A 16,084-nucleotide genomic window follows, 5' to 3' on the forward strand; every position below is an offset into this window, starting at 1 on the left:
GTGCCGTGCGTCAGGATCAGGGCCATGGACCTCCTGAACACGCTGGTGGACAAGGGACTGCGGCGCGAACTGCCGACCCGTGACGAAGCGCTCGCCGTGCTGGCGACCTCTGACGACGACCTGCTCGATGTGGTGGCCGCGGCCGGAAAGGTGCGCCGCCAGTGGTTCGGCCGGCGCGTGAAGCTGAACTACCTGGTGAACCTCAAGTCCGGGCTCTGCCCGGAGGACTGTTCGTACTGCTCGCAGCGGCTGGGCTCCAAGGCGGACATCCTCAAGTACACCTGGCTGAAGCCGGAGGAGGCGACGAAGGCCGCCAAGGCGGGTGTGGCCGGCGGGGCCAAACGGGTGTGCCTGGTGGCGAGCGGGCGCGGGCCGACCGACCGGGACGTCGACCGGGTCTCCCGCACCATCGAGGCCATCAAGGAGCAGCACGAGGACGTCGAGGTGTGCGCCTGCCTCGGACTGCTCTCCCAGGGGCAGGCCGACCGCCTGAAGTCGGCGGGCGCCGACGCGTACAACCACAACCTCAACACCTCGGAGGGGACGTACGGAGAGATCACGACCACGCACACGTACGCCGACCGGGTGGACACGGTGCAGCAGGCCCAGGCCGCCGGGCTGTCCGCCTGCTCCGGTCTGATCGCAGGGATGGGCGAGACCGACGCCGACCTGGTGGACGTCGTTTTCTCCCTGCGCGAACTGGACCCCGACTCGGTTCCGGTGAACTTCCTGATTCCGATGGAGGGGACCCCGCTCGCCGAGGAGTGGCACCTCACACCGCAGCGGTGCCTGCGCATCCTGGCCATGGTCAGGTTCGTCTGCCCGGACGTCGAGGTGCGGCTCGCGGGCGGGCGCGAGGTCCACCTGCGCTCGATGCAGCCGCTCGCCCTGAGCCTGGTCAACTCGATCTTCCTGGGCGACTACCTGACCAGCGAGGGCCAGTCGGGGAAGACCGACCTCGACATGATCGCCGACGCCGGGTTCGAGGTCGAGGGGGCGGACACGACGACGCTGCCCGGACACCGCGCACAGGCCGGCGGGGGCTGCGGTTCCCACGAGGGCGGGTGCGCCCCGTGCGGGGACTCCCCGGTCTCCGCCACCGAGGACGACGCCCGGACACCGGACGCGACCGGGACCCCGTCGGGGGTGCGCACGGACCTCGTGTCGGTACGCCGGCGCGGTGCCGGGACGGACCTCGCGCCCAATGCCTGACCCCCTCGCGCCGGCGGATCTGCGTGCGCTGGACCGGGCACACGTCTGGCACCCCTACGGCCCGATGCCCGGCAGGCAGGAGCCGCTGGTCGTGGAGTCCGCCTCCGGAGTACGGCTGCGCCTGGCCGAACCCGCGCACGGACAGCGCGAGTTGGTGGACGGGATGTCGTCCTGGTGGTCGGCTGTGCACGGTTACAACCACCCGGTGCTCAACGAGGCGGCGCGGAGCCAGCTGGACCGGATGAGCCATGTGATGTTCGGCGGGCTCACGCACGAGCCCGCCGTCCGGCTGGCGGTCCGGCTGGTGGAGATCACTCCCGAGCCGCTCCAGCACGTCTTCCTCGCCGACTCGGGGTCGGTGTCGGTCGAGGTCGCGGTGAAGATGTGCCTGCAGTACTGGCGCTCGGCCGGGCGTCCGGGCAAACACCGGCTGCTGACCTGGCGGGGCGGCTACCACGGGGACACCTGGCAGCCCATGTCGGTGTGTGATCCCGAGGGCGGGATGCACGAGTTGTGGGCGGGTGCTCTTCCCCGCCAGGTCTTCGCGGACGCGCCGCCGGACGGCTTCGACGCGGAGCCCGACGAGGCGTACGTGCGCCACCTGAGGGAACTCGTCGCGGACCACGCCGACGAACTGGCCGCGGTCATCGTGGAACCGGTGGTGCAGGGTGCCGGCGGGATGCGGTTCCATTCCCCCGCCTATCTGCGGGTGCTGCGGGAGGCGTGCGACGCGAACGACGTGCTGCTCGTGTTCGACGAGATCGCGACGGGATTCGGCCGTACGGGGCAGTTGTTCGCGGCCGGTCACGCGGGGGTCTCCCCGGACGTCATGTGTGTGGGCAAGGCGCTGACCGGCGGGTACCTGACACTGGCCGCGACCCTGTGCACGTCACGCGTGGCGGAGGGCATCTCCGGCGGGGAGGTGCCGGTGCTGGCGCACGGACCCACGTTCATGGGCAATCCGCTGGCCACCGCGGTGGCCGGCGCGTCCGTGGACCTGCTGCTCGGCCAGGACTGGGAGCAGGAGGTGAAGCGGATCGGTACCGGGCTCCGGGAGGGGCTCGCCGAGGCCGCCGCGGTGCCGGGGGTGCGGGACGTACGGGTGCTGGGCGCCATCGGCGTCGTACAGCTCGGTCATGAGGTGGACATGGAGGCGGCGACGCGTGCCGCGGTACGCGAAGGGGTGTGGCTGCGGCCGTTCCGCGACCTCGTGTACACGATGCCGCCGTACGTGACGGGCGACGACGACGTGGCGCGGATCTGCCGGGCCGTGTGCGCGGCGGCGAGGGAAGGGTGAGATGACGATTCTGGTGGTGTCCGGCACGGGCACGGAGATCGGCAAGACGATCGTGACGGCGGCGGTGGCCGCGGCGTTCCGGGACCGGCGGGTGGCCGTGCTCAAGCCCGCCCAGACCGGCCTGGCGCCCGGGGTGCCGGGCGACGCGGCGGAGGTGGCCAGGCTGGCCGGCGGCCACGTGACGGCCGTCGAACTGGCGCGCTTCCCCGAGCCGTTGGCTCCCGGGACGGCCGCCCGCCGGGCCGGGCTCGCGCCCGTACGCCCGTACGAGGTCGCCGAAGCGGCGCAGAAGCTGGCGACGGACCACGAGCTGGTCCTGGTCGAGGGTGCGGGCGGGCTGCTCGTGCGCTTCGACGGCGAGGGCTCCACACTCGCCGACGCGGCCCGGCTGATGTCCTCCCCCGTGCTCGTCGTCGCCCCCGCCGGTCTGGGGACGCTCAACGCCACGGCACTGACGACGGAGGCCCTCCGCACGCGCGGCCTCGTATGCACCGGCGTGGTGGTGGGCAGCATGCCCGCCGCACCGGACCTGGCCGCCCGGTGCAACATCGACGACCTCCCGGTGGCGGCGGGCGCCCCGCTGCTGGGCGTGGTCCCGGCCGGGGCCGGTTCGCTGCCCCCCACCGAGTTCCGTACGCGGGCGACGAGTTGGCTGGCACCGGAACTCGGCGGGAACCGGCGGGAACCGGCAGGCCCGGCGAGCGGCTGAGCGGCTCCGGACGGGGGACAATCGAGGTAGCCGCACCTTGCCCGGCGAAGGAGGTTCGTCATGCGTCTGCGCAGCACGAAGATCCCGCCGGACACGGTGCACCACCCGATCTTCTCGCGGTTCTACGCCCGGATGAGCGTGACCGCCGACCTCAGGGGCGGGGTCGCCGCCTGTCGCGAGGAGCTCCTGTCCGGCCTCTCGGGCCGGGTCATCGAGATCGGCGCGGGCAACGGCCTCAACTTCGCTCACTACCCGGGGGCCGTCTCCGAGGTCGTCGCGATCGAGCCCGAGCGCGGTCTGCGGCGGCTCGCGGTCGGCGCGGGGCTGCGGGCCCCGGTGCCCGTCGACGTGGTCCCGGGGACGGCCGAGGCGCTGCCGGTCAAGAGTGAGGCCTTCGACGCGGCCGTCGCCTCGCTGGTCCTGTGCACCGTGCGGGATCTGCCGCGGGCACTCACCCAGATCAGGCGCGTGCTGAGACCGGGCGGCGAGCTGCGCTTCTTCGAGCACACGCTCGCTCCCGGTCGGGCGCTGGCCGCGGCTCAGCGAGTGGCCGACCGCACCGTCTGGCCCTTGCTCTTCGGGGGCTGCCACACGGCACGGGACACGGTCGGGGCGATCGAGGCGGCCGGCTTCGAACCGGTGACCTACCGCCGACTGCGGATTCCTGACAAGGGTGTGCAGTTGCCGACCACGCCGTGCGTGCTCGGGGTCGCCCACCGGCCCTTCGCGGACTGAGACTGTTCCGACGCGGGTAGTCGAGGGCACCGTGGCCGGCGGTTCGGTGGCGTGGCGTGCGGCGGCGCGCGGTCTCACGCGGCGGCGCGTGGCTTCACGCCGGTGCGCGGTGGTACGTGCCGTGCGCGCTTCCGGCTCCCCGGCCGAGGCACCGGAGCCGTGACGGGGTCAGTCACCGGGTCCACCGGCGCAGTGCGTCGGCGAGGGCCCTCCGGTCGGCCGTGCCTTCTCGCGACCGTGCCTTCCACGGGTGGGCCTTTTCACAGGAAGGTGCGGCCGAACCGCCGTCGACGGTGAGCAGGGCGCGGGGGCCCTGCCCTCGGAACCGCGCCGCGTATCCGGCGCCTCTTTCGCCCCTGCGCCCCACGGCCAGCGCCCGCTCACGCAGCGGCGGCACGGTGCGGTCCGCCCGTTGCTGAGACCATGGCTACGGGTGCCGCGGTGGAACCGCCCGGCACGTCACTCGCTTTGCCGATCCTTTACCATGGGTCGCCAACCGTCCGTTCCGTTGAAAGGTGTGAGCGTCCGCCCATGGGCGAGCCTCCCAGTAGTCGATACCACCGACGTCGAGCAAACCTCCGCACCCTGCCTGATCATGGGACGGAGGTGAACCGATGACCGAAGTGCTCCTGCTCGTCGTGGCGGTGCTGCTCTCCCTCGCCTGCGGTGCCTTCGTGGCGGCGGAATTCTCTCTGACCACGGTGGAGCGCGGCGATCTCGAACGCGCCGTCGAGAGGGGAGAGCGGGGTGCGGCGGGTGCGCTCAAGGCCGTACGCGGCCTCACCTTCCAGCTCTCCGGCGCGCAGCTCGGCATCACCGTCACCAACCTGGTGGTCGGCATGCTCTCCGAACCGTCCATCGCCAAACTGATCCGTGGGCCGGTGGAAGCGACCGGGCTGTCGCCCGGGGCTTCCTCGTCGCTGGCCCTCGTGATCGGCACCGCCCTGTCCACCGTGGTCCTGATGGTGGTCGGCGAGCTGGTCCCGAAGAACTGGGCCATTTCGTCGCCGCTGGCCGTGGCCAAGGCGGTCGCCACCCCGCAGCGCGTCTTCACGGCGGTCTTCCGGCCGTTCATCAGCCACCTCAACAACACCGCCAACCGGATCGTGCGCCGTTTCGGTCTCGAACCGGCCGAGGAGCTTGCCTCGGCGCGCAGCCCGCAGGAGCTGGTGGCCCTGGCACGCCACTCGGCGAAGGAGGGCGCGCTGGAGGCCGACACGGCCGAGCTGTTCGTGCGCACCCTCAACCTCTCCGAGCTGACGGCGGAGAACGTCATGACGCCGCGGGTCCAGGTCACCGCCCTCGACGTCCAGGCCACCGCCGAGGACGTGGCGAACGCCACGCGGGCCACCGGGCTCTCACGCTTCCCCGTGTACCGGGGCAACCTGGACTCGGTCGTCGGTGTGGCCCATATCAAGGACGTCCTGGCCGTTCCCGCCGAGCAGCGGCCCCGCAAGCGGATCGCCGACATGCTGCGCGAGCCGCTGCTCGTACCGGAGACCCTCACCGTGGACCGGTTGCTGGACCGGCTGTCCGGCAAGACGGCCATGGCCGTCGTCATCGACGAGTACGGCGGCACGGCAGGTGTCGTGACCCTGGAGGACATCGTGGAGGAGGTCGTCGGCGAGGTGCGCGACGAACACGATCCGCACGAGACGCCCGACCTGGCGCCCGCCGGCGAGGACGCCGACGGGCGCACCCTCTGGTCCGCCGACGGCGCGGCCCGCACCGATCAGCTCCGGACCATCGGACTGCGTGTACCGGACGGGCCCTACGAAACGCTGGCGGGTCTGCTGGCCACGCGCGTCGGCCGCATCCCGGTGGTCGGCGACACCGTCGAGCTGACCGGCTGGCGGATCGACGTGGTGGACGCCACGGGCCACCGTGCCGCCCGGGCGCTGCTGCATGCGCCGCTCCCCGGTACCGACGAGCCGGCGGAGGACGAACGATGACCGCGATCCAGCTCTTCATCGGCCTGCTGACCCTGGTCGTCAACGCCTTCTTCGTCGGCGCCGAATTCGCCCTGATCTCCGTACGGCGCAGCCAGATCGAACCGGCGGCCGAGGCCGGTGACCGGCGGGCGCGGAGCGTGATCTGGGGGCTCGAGCACGTCTCGGCCCTCCTCGCCGCAGCGCAGCTGGGCATCACGCTCTGCACACTGGTCCTGGGTATCGTCGCCGAACCCGCCATCGCCCATCTGCTGGAACCGGTCTTCGACGCGGTGGGCGTGCCGCACGGGCTGGTGCACCCGATCTCGTTCGTCATCGCCCTGTCCGTGGCGACGTACCTGCACATGCTGCTGGGCGAGATGGTGCCGAAGAACGTCGCGCTGGCCGAGCCCGCCCGTACGGCGCTGCTCCTCGGGCCGCCGCTGGTGACCCTCGCGCGGGCGCTGCGACCGGTGATCTTCACGATCAACGCCTTCGCCAACGCCCTGCTCACCCTCCTGAGGGTCGAGACCAAGGACGAGGTGTCCGCGACCTTCTCGGACGACGAGCTGGCGCGGCTCGTCCAGGACGCGGGGGACGCCGGACTGGTCGACGACCGCTCGGCGGAGCGGCTGCGCCACGCGCTCGAACTGGGCCGTCGCCCGGTCCAGGACGTGCTGCTGCCCGTCGACCGGGTGCTGTACACGAGGGTCGGGACGACTCCGGAGGAACTGGAGCGGCTCTCCTCCGAGTCGGGGTTCTCGCGCTTCCCCGTCATGGACAGCGAACAGCGGATCATCGGGTATCTGCACGTGAAGGACGCTCTGGACGCCGCGCCACGGGATCTTCCGTTCCCCGTGTCGGCGCTGCGGCCGATCGCCCGGGTACGGGCCGCGACCCCGCTCGACGACGTCCTCACCGCACTCCGCCGGAGCCGTACGCATCTGGCGGCGGTGCTGGACGAGGACGGCCGGCTGGCCGGAATGGTCACGATGGAGGACGTACTGCGTGAGCTGGTGGGCAGGGCCCAGGCCCGCTGACGCCGGCGACCGGTGACGTGAGGGAGGGGTGCGGCTGCCTGCGGCCGCACCCCTCCCTGCTGCGTGGACTACGGGGCCGCGGCCGGATGCACGGCCGGGTCGTCGCCTCTCTCCCGCGCCCTCGCGCCCGGCCTCCACCCGGGCCGTTCCCCGGGAGCCGACCGCGCGCCTGCGGCTGCCGGCTCCGGCTCACGAGGCCCGGCTGCCCGCCCGGCGTCGCGCGGTACGATCGCATCGCCATGGAACCGAATGCCCCTTACACCAGTCTCGTCGCCCTCGGCGACTCCTTCACCGAGGGCATGTCGGACCTGCTGCCCGACGGCTCGTACCGCGGCTGGGCCGACGTCCTCGCCGCCCGGCTCGCGGCCCGCACTCCGGGGTTCAGGTACGCCAACCTCGCCGTACGCGGCAAGCTCATCGGGCAGATCGTCGAGGAGCAGGTGCAGGTCGCCGCGGCCCTGCGGCCTGATGTGATCACCCTTGTCGGAGGGCTCAACGACACCCTGCGGCCGAAGTGCGACATGGGAATGGTCCGTGGCCGCCTGGAGGAGGCCGTGGAGCGCCTCGCACCGGCGTGCAGGGTGCTGGTGCTCATGCGCAGTCCCGGACGCAACGGTCCGGTGATGGAACGCTTCCGCCCGCGCATGGAAGAGCTGTTCTCCCTGGTCGACGAGCTCGCGGCACGCCACGGCGCACTGGTCACCGATCTGTACGGTGCTCCGTCGCTCGGTGATCCCCGGATGTGGGACGTCGACCGGCTGCACCTCACGGCCGAGGGACACCGCAGGGTCGCCGAAGCGGTCTGGCAGACGCTGGGACTCCCGGCGGAGAGCGACTGGAAGACGCCGATGCCGGTCTCTCCGCCGGTCCGCTGGGTCAGTCGGCGGGTCGACGACGTGCGGTTCGCCCGGCAGCATCTGATGCCGTGGATCGGCCGCCGGCTCACCGGGCGGTCGTCCGGGGACGGCCGGGCCGGCGCCCATTTCGACGCGGGAGTCGGGCAGGCCTTCTGGGTCACGCCCGGGGACGGCGCGGCGCCCGGCCAGGTCACGGGCTGGCGACGGCTGGACGGCTGACCGGCTCCTCCGGTTCCGTTGCCGGCGCGCGGGACGCGGCAGCGGCCCCTGCGGTGGGCACGCCTTCGTAGGAACGCACACACCGGCCCGCGGCTCCGGCCTGCAGAAACCGCCAGTAGAATCCGGACACGTGACTGCTGTGTCTGCGAAGCCTCGCATCCCCAATGTCCTGGCCGGCCGCTATGCCTCCACGGAGCTGGCCGTCCTCTGGTCCCCCGAGCAGAAGGTGAAGCTGGAACGTCAGCTGTGGCTGGCGGTGCTGCGCGCTCAGAAGGACCTCGGGGTCGAGGTCCCCGACGCGGCGCCGGCCGACTACGAGCGAGTGCTCGACCAGGTCGACCTCGCCTCGATCGCCGAGCGCGAGAAGATCACCCGCCACGACGTGAAGGCGCGGATCGAAGAGTTCAACGCCCTCGCCGGCCATGAGCAGATCCACAAGGGAATGACGTCCCGGGACCTCACCGAGAACGTCGAACAGCTGCAGATCCGGCTCTCGCTCGAGCTGATGCGCGACCGCACGGTCGCGGTTCTGGTCCGGCTCGGCAAGCTGGCGGCAGAACACCAGGAGCTGGTCATCGCGGGGCGCTCCCACAACGTCGCCGCTCAGGCGACGACGCTGGGCAAGCGCTTCGCGACCGCCGCCGACGAACTCCTGGTGGCGTACGGGCGGCTGGAGGACCTGCTGGGCCGGTACCCGCTGCGCGGCATCAAGGGGCCCGTGGGCACGGCCCAGGACATGCTGGACCTGCTGGGGGGTGACGCCGGCAAGCTCGCCGACCTGGAGCAGCGGATCGCGGGCCACCTCGGCTTCGCGCATGCCTTCACCTCGGTCGGCCAGGTCTACCCGCGGTCACTCGACTACGACGTGGTGACCGCGCTGGTACAGCTGGCCGCGGCCCCCTCCTCGCTGGCCAAGACCATTCGGCTGATGGCCGGGCACGAGCTGGTGACCGAGGGCTTCAAGCCGGGTCAGGTCGGTTCGTCCGCCATGCCGCACAAGATGAACACCCGCTCCTGTGAGCGCGTCAACGGGCTCATGGTGATCCTGCGGGGGTACGCGTCGATGACGGGTGAGCTCGCGGGCGACCAGTGGAACGAGGGCGATGTCTCCTGTTCCGTGGTGCGCCGGGTGGCCCTGCCGGACGCCTTCTTCGCGTTCGACGGTCTGCTGGAGACGTTCCTCACCGTGCTGGACGAGTTCGGCGCGTTCCCCGCCGTCGTGGCACGGGAACTGGACCGCTACCTGCCGTTCCTGGCCACCACCAAGGTGCTGATGGGCGCGGTACGGGCCGGGGTCGGCCGCGAGGTCGCCCACGAGGCCATCAAGGAGAACGCGGTGGCTTCGGCCCTGGCCATGCGCGAGCAGGGGGCCGAGCGCAACGAACTGCTGGCCAAGCTGGCCGCCGACGACCGCATTCCGCTGGACCGCGGGCAGCTCGACGCCCTGATGGCCGACAAGCTCTCCTTCACCGGCGCGGCGGGGGATCAGGTCAGCGCGCTGGTCTCCCGGATCGAGGAGATCGCCGCGCAGCACCCGGAGGCCGCGGGCTACGCTCCCGGCTCCATCCTCTGACGGCCGTCCGCGCCTGACGCCGGATGACTCCCGAGGAACGTCTCGCCGCCCGCGACCGCGTCGTACCCGACGTGGTCGCGGGCGGTCTTCTCGTGCTGTTCTGCGGGATCAACCCGAGCCTCACGTCGGCCGCCACCGGCCATCACTTCGCCCACCCGGGCAATCGGTTCTGGCCGGTGCTGCACCGGTCGGGCTTCACCCCGAGACAGCTGACCCCCTCGGAACAGGACGAACTGCCGCACTACGGGCTGGGCATCACCAACGTGGTGGCCCGGGCCACCGCCCGGGCGGACGAGCTGAGCACCGAGGAGTTCCGCGAGGGCGGGAAGCTGCTCGCGGGCAGAGTGGAGGAGTTGTCCCCGCGGTGGCTGGCCGTCGTCGGCGTCACCGCGTATCGCAAGGCCTTCGGCGAGCGCACGGCACGTACGGGCCCGCAGGAGCGGCTCGTCGGCGGGGCACGCGTCTGGGTCCTGCCCAACCCCAGCGGCCTCAACGCCCACTGGACCGTGAGGACGATGGCGGAGGAGTACGCCCGGCTGCGGGCATCCGCCATGCCCGGACCCAGCCGCAGGCAGCTCCCCGAAACCGGACGTTCCGAGTCCTGACCCACGGGCCCCCGAGGTGGGCGTGCAGAGCTGTGCGACTCGGCCACGCGCCCGGAAAAGCACGGGACAGCACTTTTCGGGCGTTTTATCATGTAATTGGCCTGCGCGAGTGTGGCGCGGGCGGTGAGTCGCCTCCGACGGCGGAGGAGGGAACATGGCCGCAGGCGAAGAAGACGCGACGGACCGGCCCCGGCGTCCGGCCGGGAGGACGACCGCGAAGAAGACGAGCGGCGGGCGCAGCGGAAGCGGCAGCGCGGACACGAAGCACTCGGCGCGCGGTGTCTCGGCGGCGCAAGCCATGCGGCACGCGGTCGAGCAGCTGAGAGAACTCCTGGGCCGGGCGCCCGAGGGCGTGTCGGCGGTCAGGCCGACCGACGACGGCTGGCAGGCGGATCTGGAGGTCGTGGAGCTGGAACGCGTCCCCAGCACCACGAGCGTGATGGCGAGCTACCGGGTGACGCTGGACGAGGTGGGCGAGATCGTGTCGTACGAGCGCACCCGCCGGTACACCCGGGGACAGACCGACCGACGCTGAGCCCGGGCACACCGGGGCCGGGATCGGTCACTGAAGGGAGGCACCATGACTGTGGTGCCGCAAGGCGGAGGAGCGGTCGCGACCGGCGGAGGAGGGTCCGGAAGCCTCTACGACGTCCTCGATCTGATTCTTGACCGCGGCTTGGTGATCGACGTCTTCGTCCGTGTGTCCTTGGTGGGCATCGAGATCCTCAAGATCGACGCCCGTGTCGTCGTGGCGAGCGTGGACACCTACCTGCGTTTCGCGGAGGCGTGCAACCGCCTCGACCTGGAGGAGGGCCGCAAGGCACCCTCCCAGCTGACCGACCTGGTGGGGGAAGTGACCGAGGGCGGCTCCCAGGGCAAGGCCAAGGGTGCGATCAGCGGGGCGGCCGAGGCGCTGACCGATGCGGTCACCGGAGGCCGGGAGGGCGACGAGGAAGTCGAGGAGAGGCGGGAGCGGCCGAAGCGCCGGCCTGCCGCGCGGCGCCGGAAGGAGTGAGCCATGGCCGTCTACGTCTACAGCATCGTCGCCAGAACGCATCCCCTGGAACTGGACGGCCTGGCCGGAGTCGGGGACCCGCCCACCGCACTGCGCGCGGTGCACGCGGCGGAACTGTCCGCTGTCGTGAGCGACGCCCCCGAGGGGCTACGGCCCAAACGCCGGGATCTCGGCGCCCACCAGGCCGTGCAGGAGAGCCTGATGGCGGACGGCACGATCCTTCCGTTGCAGTTCGGCTTCACCACCACGGACGACGACGCTGTACGCGCGGTGCTGGACGAGCGCACCGAGGAGTTCCTCGAACGGCTGCGGGCGCTCGACGGATGCGTCGAGTACAACCTGAAGGCCGCTCACGAGGAGAGTGCTCTCCTGCGTCAGATCCTCCGGGATTCCGAGGAGGCGAGACAGCTCAACGAGGAGATCAGGAGCGGCCGGGGCGGCCCGGAAGCACCGCTCGCGCTCGGAGAGCTCGTCTCCCGGGAAGTGCGGGTGCGGCAGGAGCGGATGGCCGACGCGGTCGCGGAACCCCTCACGGAGTTCGCACAGGAACAGCAGCGGTCGCAGCCGTCGGGAGACGACTTCCTGAACATCTCCTTCCTCGTGGACCGGGAGAAGCAGGAGGCCTTCCTCTCCGCCGAACACGGTCTGGCCGAGCGGCTGGGACCCGATTTCGACCTTCGGCTGTACGGGCCGCTCGCCCCGTACAGCTTCGTCTAGGAGACCCCATGGGACTGCTGACCCAGCTCGCCACCCTTCCGTTGGCGCCCGTACGCGGAGCGGCTTGGGTCGTCGAGCACGTCGTCGAGGCGGCGGAGAACGAGTACTACGACCCCGGCCCCATCCAGCAGGAACTCGCCGAGCTCGAACGGCGGCTGCTGGCCGGGGAGATCGACGAGGAGACCTTCGACCGGCGGGAGGACGAACTGCTGGACCGGCTGGACGAGATACGGGCCCACGCCCAGGGCGCCGACAGGTGATCGCGGTTCCCGCCGCACCGGCGGGAACGCGGTGAAGTCCTCCCGCCGGTGAAGCGGGAGACCAGGGAATCGAGGTGCAGTGGCCGTGACCGAACCCCCCGCCAGGAGGATGGGAGACCTTCCGTCCCGGGGCACCCCGTACGGACAGGGTTCCTCGGCCAATCTCGCGGACATATTGGAACGGGTCCTGGACAAGGGCATCGTCATCGCGGGCGACATCCAGATCAATCTTCTGGACATCGAACTTCTGACCATCAAGCTGCGTCTGCTGGTCGCGTCGGTGGACAAGGCGAAGGAGATGGGCATCGACTGGTGGGAGCACGACCCCTCGCTGTCCTCCCGCGCCGACGACGGTTACCGCTCACTCACCGACGAGAACAAGCGGCTGCGCGCCGAGGTCGAGGCGTTGCGGGAGGGCGGCGAGGCGCTCACGGCCGGGGACGAGGAGAGTGAGGTACCGGCTCCCAGGAGGACGTCACCTGCCCGCCGGAGCGCCCCGCGCGGCAGGAAGCGGGACGAGTCATGACCGGCTCCCTCACCTACGCGTACGCCGTCGCGCGTGACGACGGATCGCTGCGGGAAGTCGTGTCCGGACTCGTGGGAGTGGTGGGGGCCCCGGTCGGTCTGGTGCGGGCGGAGGCCTGCGAGGGCCTGGTGGCCGCCGTGAGTCAGGTTCCCGAGCAGGACTTCGACGAGGCGGCACTCCGTGTGCGTCTGGAGGACCTCGACTGGCTGGAGGCCACGGCCCGCGCCCATCACCGTGTGGTGGACGCGCTCGCCGCCCGCACCACCGTCCTGCCCCTGCGTCTGGTGACGATGTACCGCGACGAGGAGCGGGTGCGCGCCATGCTCGTGACCCGTTGCGGCGCATTCGTCTCCCGGCTCGAAGACCTGGCCGCGCAGGTCGAGTGGGGGGTCAAGATCTACGTCGAGGAGCCCGCGGCCGAGGCCACGCCCGCCCCGGACCCGGGTGCGGGTCTGAGCCCGGGGCGGGCGTATCTCAGTCATCGCCGGGCACAGCGACACGCTCGCGAGGCCTCCTACCGGCACGCCGACGAGGCGGCCGGGCGCGTCGAGTCCGCGGCGAGCGCCTACGCGGTCGACCGCGTCCGGCACCGGGCGCAGCAGGGCGGGCCGGCCTCCGAGCGGGGGGAGAACCTCGTCAACGACGCCTACCTCGTGCCGCTGCGGCACGCCGAGGACTTCCGGGCCGACGTCGCGCGGTCGGCGAACGGACTTCCCGGCGTGCGTGTCGAGGTCACCGGGCCGTGGGCCCCCTACTCCTTCGCCGCACCCGCAGCTCCGGAACCGCCGGGGAGGTCAGGGCCGTGACACCGCCGGACAGGGCACCGAGCGTGGCGGAGGAACCGCTTCCGGAACGCCAGGTGGCGTTGATCGACCTGCTGGACCGGCTGCTCAGCGGTGGGGTCGTGCTGACCGGTGACATCGTGCTGTCGATCGCCGATGTCGATCTCGTGCGCATATCCCTCCGCGCGCTGATCGTCTCCATCAGCGAACGGAATCCCTCCCCGTGGCAAGCGCCCCCGGCGTCCGTAGGAGACGGCCATGACAGATGAGGAACACCCGCCGGGCAACCGCCTGGACGAAGTCGCCGAAGCCGCCGCCCGCGCCTTCCGGCTGCTGCCGGCCCCACCCCGGGGGAACAGTGCGCCCCGGCCCCCGGCCCATCGGATCGCCACCGACCCCGACACGGTGGAACGGGATCTGATCAAGCTCGTCCTCACCCTGGTGGAACTGCTGCGACAGCTCATGGAACGCCAGGCGCTGCAGAGGGTCGACGCCGGGGACCTCACGGAAGAACAGGAGGAGCGTCTGGGAGCGGCGCTGATGATCCTGCACGACCGGATGACCGAGCTCTGCGCTCGCTACGACCTCTCCATGCGGGACCTGAATCTGGATCTCGGTCCGCTCGGAACTCTGCTGCCTCCCGCGGACTGACCTTGTGGGACGGTGGTCGCAAGCGGGTTGTGGCGAAGGCGGTCCGTGGCGGGATTGACCTCGCCCGTGCTTTCCCGCAGCTCCCCGGCGCTCGGCCGGAGGGTGAGGCTCACGGGGGATCTATCTCCGTCACCAGGACGCTCAGCTCACAGCCCGGCCCCTCGACCTGCTCGTGGAGGACCAGAGCCACCCACCGGTCCTGGACACGCCACAGTTGGAGATACTCACCACTCGCCACGGGGCCGGCCCAGGGCTCGGCCATCACCTCGCCCGCCGCCATCCGTTCCTGCGCGCTCCACAGGCTGACGGCCTGGGGTGGACCCCATCGCAGAGTGAGCAGGGTGAGGAGGGCGTCGTGTGCCGCCAGGCCCTGCGACCGGCGCCCTACCTCCTCCGCCGCATCGCCCTCTCCGTGTCCGAAACCCTCGTACTCTTCGCCCCCTTGCTCTTCCTCCGCGTACAAGTAGGCGGTGTGGAAGCCCGGCCCGCTGACTCCCGAACCCGATACGACGCGCTCCGCGGGGAATTCCCGGGCGCGCATTCCGTCGACGAGACGGAGATGGTGTGCGGTGGTCATGCCGTCAGTAAACCTGCCCGCACCGACACATGGCGTCCCGGGCCCCGCTCCGGGCTCACGGGCGGCGGGGCAGTCGTCACGGGCTGCCGGAGCCGACCCCGCCGGGGGCGGTGCGGCCCAGGTCACCTCTCGGTACCGACTCCGGGGACCGGTCGTCGCAGCCCGGACCACCGAGTACGATCCGGCAGACACGCGCACGACCTGGGAGGACACACCGTGGGCCGGCTGACTGGTGGAGACCCGTCTCTGCTGCGGCGGATCAACTCCGCGGTGGTACTGCACGCCCTGCGCGGGTCCGAATCACCGACACTCACGGACCTGACCCGCATCACGGGACTGTCCCGCCCCACGGTCGAAGGCGTCGTCGAGGGGCTCTTCGCGGCGGGGCTGGTCGTCGAGGAAGGGCCCGACGAGAGCGCGGCACGGCGGCAAGGCCGTCCTGCCAGGCGGTTCAGGTTCCGAGCCGAGGCCGGTTACCTGCTGGGCATCGAGATCGGCTCGCACCGGGTGTCCGCACTGCTCTCGGGCCTCGACGGACGCATCGTCGGCGCAGGTTCCCGCGAGGTCTCCGAGACGGCCTGCGCGGACGACAGGCTCGAACAGGTCCGCATCGTGATTGCAGAGGTCCTGCGGCGCACGGGGGTCGCTCGGAGCAGTCTGCGCGCGGTCGGTGTGGGCAGTCCCGGCATCGTCGAAGCCGATGGCACCGTGCGGCTGGGGACGGCGCTGCCGGACTGGACCGGCCTTGCGCTCGGTGAACGGCTGCGCCGCTCCTTCCGCTGCCCCGTGCTGGTGGAGAACGACGCCAACGCCGCTGCGGTGGCCGAACACTGGAAGGGAGCGGCGACCGAGTCCGACGACATCGTCTTCGTGCTGGCCGGTCTGAGCCCGGGCGCGGGTTCGCTGATCGGCGGAAGGCTGCACCGGGGGTTCGGCGGCGCGGCGGGCGAGATCGGGGCCCTGCACCTTCTGGGGCGCGATGTCACTCCGGAACACCTGCTGTCGACGACGGACACCCCGCTGGACCCGCTGGACGAGCGGGCCGTCGCCGCCGTGTTCGCCCAGGCCCGGCAAGGGGACACCGGAGCGCGGGCCGCTGTCGAGCGCTTCATCCAGCGGCTCGTCCACGACGTGGCGGCCCTGGTCCTGGCCCTCGATCCCGAACTCGTGGTGATCGGCGGCTGGGCAGCCGGACTCGACGGCGTACTGGGCCCGCTCCGTGACGAACTGGCCCGTTACTGCCTCCGCCCACCCCGGGTGGCCCTCTCCCTCCTGGGCGAGGCGGCCGTCGCCACCGGCGCTCTGCGGCTCGCTCTGGACCACGTCGAGGAGCAGCTCTTCGCGGTGGACGGGAGCGCGGCGGCCCGCCGTTGACCCACGA

The 16,084-nt window shown here is 71.5% G+C and carries 19 protein-coding genes; 18 read left to right on the plus strand and 1 reads right to left on the minus strand.

What is annotated here, in order from left to right; all coding sequences use genetic code 11:
• Positions 1-24: 24 nt before the first annotated feature.
• From bioB to BA175_RS27230, 17 genes are all read left to right on the plus strand, one after another.
• Positions 25-1,212, plus strand: a complete 1,188-nt coding sequence (gene bioB, locus BA175_RS27150; RefSeq protein ID WP_069174154.1) for a biotin synthase BioB — start codon at positions 25-27, stop codon at positions 1,210-1,212.
• Positions 1,205-2,509 carry an adenosylmethionine--8-amino-7-oxononanoate transaminase gene (locus tag BA175_RS27155; RefSeq protein WP_069174155.1) on the plus strand — a complete coding sequence of 435 codons (1,305 nt, stop codon included), beginning with the start codon at positions 1,205-1,207 and terminating at the stop codon, positions 2,507-2,509. The genes bioB and BA175_RS27155 overlap by 8 nt, the downstream gene beginning before the upstream one ends.
• Before the next feature lies 1 nt (position 2,510).
• Entirely contained in the window at positions 2,511-3,218 is a 708-nt protein-coding gene (gene bioD / locus BA175_RS27160; RefSeq protein ID WP_069174156.1) for a dethiobiotin synthase, read from the plus strand.
• 60 nt (positions 3,219-3,278) lie between these two features.
• A complete protein-coding gene (locus tag BA175_RS27165; RefSeq protein ID WP_069174157.1) occupies positions 3,279-3,953 on the plus strand; it encodes a class I SAM-dependent methyltransferase in 675 nt (224 codons plus the stop codon).
• Between the two features lie 614 nt (positions 3,954-4,567).
• Positions 4,568-5,905 (plus strand): hemolysin family protein, encoded by a 1,338-nt coding sequence (locus tag BA175_RS27170; protein WP_069174158.1) that lies wholly within the window; start codon positions 4,568-4,570, stop codon positions 5,903-5,905.
• On the plus strand, positions 5,902-6,921 hold the full coding sequence (locus BA175_RS27175) for a hemolysin family protein (protein ID WP_069174159.1): 1,020 nt from the start codon (positions 5,902-5,904) through the stop codon (positions 6,919-6,921). The genes BA175_RS27170 and BA175_RS27175 overlap by 4 nt, the downstream gene beginning before the upstream one ends.
• 239 nt (positions 6,922-7,160) lie before the next feature.
• Complete coding sequence (locus BA175_RS27180) at positions 7,161-7,997, plus strand: SGNH/GDSL hydrolase family protein (protein WP_069174160.1); 837 nt, start codon at positions 7,161-7,163, stop codon at positions 7,995-7,997.
• Between the two features lie 130 nt (positions 7,998-8,127).
• The gene (gene purB, locus BA175_RS27185) at positions 8,128-9,570 is read left to right on the plus strand and encodes an adenylosuccinate lyase (protein WP_069174161.1); all 1,443 of its coding nucleotides are present in this window, start codon (positions 8,128-8,130) and stop codon (positions 9,568-9,570) included.
• A 23-nt stretch (positions 9,571-9,593) separates the two neighbouring features.
• Positions 9,594-10,175, plus strand: a complete 582-nt coding sequence (gene mug, locus BA175_RS27190) for a G/U mismatch-specific DNA glycosylase (protein ID WP_069174162.1) — start codon at positions 9,594-9,596, stop codon at positions 10,173-10,175.
• 154 nt (positions 10,176-10,329) lie between these two features.
• Positions 10,330-10,710: a gas vesicle protein gene (locus BA175_RS27195; protein WP_069174163.1), complete on the plus strand. Its 381-nt coding sequence runs from the start codon at positions 10,330-10,332 to the stop codon at positions 10,708-10,710.
• A 45-nt stretch (positions 10,711-10,755) separates the two neighbouring features.
• Positions 10,756-11,190, plus strand: coding sequence for a gas vesicle protein GvpJ (gvpJ, locus tag BA175_RS27200; protein WP_069174164.1), 435 nt, complete (start codon positions 10,756-10,758; stop codon positions 11,188-11,190).
• Positions 11,191-11,193: 3 nt separating this feature from the next.
• Positions 11,194-11,907, plus strand: coding sequence for a GvpL/GvpF family gas vesicle protein (locus BA175_RS27205; RefSeq protein ID WP_069174165.1), 714 nt, complete (start codon positions 11,194-11,196; stop codon positions 11,905-11,907).
• Between the two features lie 8 nt (positions 11,908-11,915).
• Entirely contained in the window at positions 11,916-12,167 is a 252-nt protein-coding gene (locus BA175_RS27210; protein ID WP_069174166.1) for a gas vesicle protein GvpG, read from the plus strand.
• 109 nt (positions 12,168-12,276) lie between these two features.
• Positions 12,277-12,693 carry a gas vesicle protein gene (locus BA175_RS27215; RefSeq protein ID WP_069174296.1) on the plus strand — a complete coding sequence of 139 codons (417 nt, stop codon included), beginning with the start codon at positions 12,277-12,279 and terminating at the stop codon, positions 12,691-12,693.
• Positions 12,690-13,499 carry a GvpL/GvpF family gas vesicle protein gene (locus BA175_RS27220; RefSeq protein WP_069174167.1) on the plus strand — a complete coding sequence of 270 codons (810 nt, stop codon included), beginning with the start codon at positions 12,690-12,692 and terminating at the stop codon, positions 13,497-13,499. Before BA175_RS27215 ends, BA175_RS27220 begins: the two co-directional genes overlap by 4 nt.
• Complete coding sequence (locus BA175_RS27225) at positions 13,496-13,744, plus strand: gas vesicle protein (protein ID WP_069174168.1); 249 nt, start codon at positions 13,496-13,498, stop codon at positions 13,742-13,744. Before BA175_RS27220 ends, BA175_RS27225 begins: the two co-directional genes overlap by 4 nt.
• Positions 13,734-14,126 carry a gas vesicle protein K gene (locus tag BA175_RS27230; RefSeq protein WP_069174169.1) on the plus strand — a complete coding sequence of 131 codons (393 nt, stop codon included), beginning with the start codon at positions 13,734-13,736 and terminating at the stop codon, positions 14,124-14,126. The genes BA175_RS27225 and BA175_RS27230 overlap by 11 nt, the downstream gene beginning before the upstream one ends.
• A gap of 109 nt (positions 14,127-14,235) precedes the next feature.
• Here the strand turns inward: BA175_RS27230 and BA175_RS27235 are convergent, their stop codons facing one another.
• Positions 14,236-14,703, minus strand: a complete 468-nt coding sequence (locus BA175_RS27235; protein WP_069174170.1) for a hypothetical protein — start codon at positions 14,701-14,703, stop codon at positions 14,236-14,238.
• 216 nt (positions 14,704-14,919) lie between these two features.
• Between BA175_RS27235 and BA175_RS27240 the strand changes: the two genes are divergently transcribed.
• Complete coding sequence (locus BA175_RS27240; protein ID WP_069174171.1) at positions 14,920-16,077, plus strand: ROK family transcriptional regulator; 1,158 nt, start codon at positions 14,920-14,922, stop codon at positions 16,075-16,077.
• Positions 16,078-16,084: the final 7 nt, after the last annotated feature.

It is taken from the genome of Streptomyces griseus (assembly GCF_001715295.1).
In the GTDB taxonomy this organism is placed as follows: Bacteria; Actinomycetota; Actinomycetes; order Streptomycetales; family Streptomycetaceae; genus Streptomyces; species Streptomyces griseus_G.

Excerpts from the sequence above, each read along its gene's own strand:
- BA175_RS27180 (WP_069174160.1), top strand. The coding sequence starts at position 7,161 with ATGGAACCGAATGCCCCTTACACCAGTCTCGTCGCCCTCGGCGACTCC.
- gvpJ (WP_069174164.1), top strand. The coding sequence starts at position 10,756 with ATGACTGTGGTGCCGCAAGGCGGAGGAGCGGTCGCGACCGGCGGAGGA.
- BA175_RS27210 (WP_069174166.1), top strand. The coding sequence starts at position 11,916 with ATGGGACTGCTGACCCAGCTCGCCACCCTTCCGTTGGCGCCCGTACGC.
- BA175_RS27175 (WP_069174159.1), top strand. The coding sequence starts at position 5,902 with ATGACCGCGATCCAGCTCTTCATCGGCCTGCTGACCCTGGTCGTCAAC.
- BA175_RS27215 (WP_069174296.1), top strand. The coding sequence starts at position 12,277 with ATGGGAGACCTTCCGTCCCGGGGCACCCCGTACGGACAGGGTTCCTCG.
- BA175_RS27205 (WP_069174165.1), top strand. The coding sequence starts at position 11,194 with ATGGCCGTCTACGTCTACAGCATCGTCGCCAGAACGCATCCCCTGGAA.
- BA175_RS27230 (WP_069174169.1), top strand. The coding sequence starts at position 13,734 with ATGACAGATGAGGAACACCCGCCGGGCAACCGCCTGGACGAAGTCGCC.
- BA175_RS27195 (WP_069174163.1), top strand. The coding sequence starts at position 10,330 with ATGGCCGCAGGCGAAGAAGACGCGACGGACCGGCCCCGGCGTCCGGCC.
- bioB (WP_069174154.1), top strand. The coding sequence starts at position 25 with ATGGACCTCCTGAACACGCTGGTGGACAAGGGACTGCGGCGCGAACTG.
- mug (WP_069174162.1), top strand. The coding sequence starts at position 9,594 with ATGACTCCCGAGGAACGTCTCGCCGCCCGCGACCGCGTCGTACCCGAC.
- BA175_RS27220 (WP_069174167.1), top strand. The coding sequence starts at position 12,690 with ATGACCGGCTCCCTCACCTACGCGTACGCCGTCGCGCGTGACGACGGA.
- bioD (WP_069174156.1), top strand. The coding sequence starts at position 2,511 with ATGACGATTCTGGTGGTGTCCGGCACGGGCACGGAGATCGGCAAGACG.
- BA175_RS27165 (WP_069174157.1), top strand. The coding sequence starts at position 3,279 with ATGCGTCTGCGCAGCACGAAGATCCCGCCGGACACGGTGCACCACCCG.
- BA175_RS27235 (WP_069174170.1), bottom strand. The coding sequence starts at position 14,703 with ATGACCACCGCACACCATCTCCGTCTCGTCGACGGAATGCGCGCCCGG.
- BA175_RS27155 (WP_069174155.1), top strand. The coding sequence starts at position 1,205 with ATGCCTGACCCCCTCGCGCCGGCGGATCTGCGTGCGCTGGACCGGGCA.
- BA175_RS27170 (WP_069174158.1), top strand. The coding sequence starts at position 4,568 with ATGACCGAAGTGCTCCTGCTCGTCGTGGCGGTGCTGCTCTCCCTCGCC.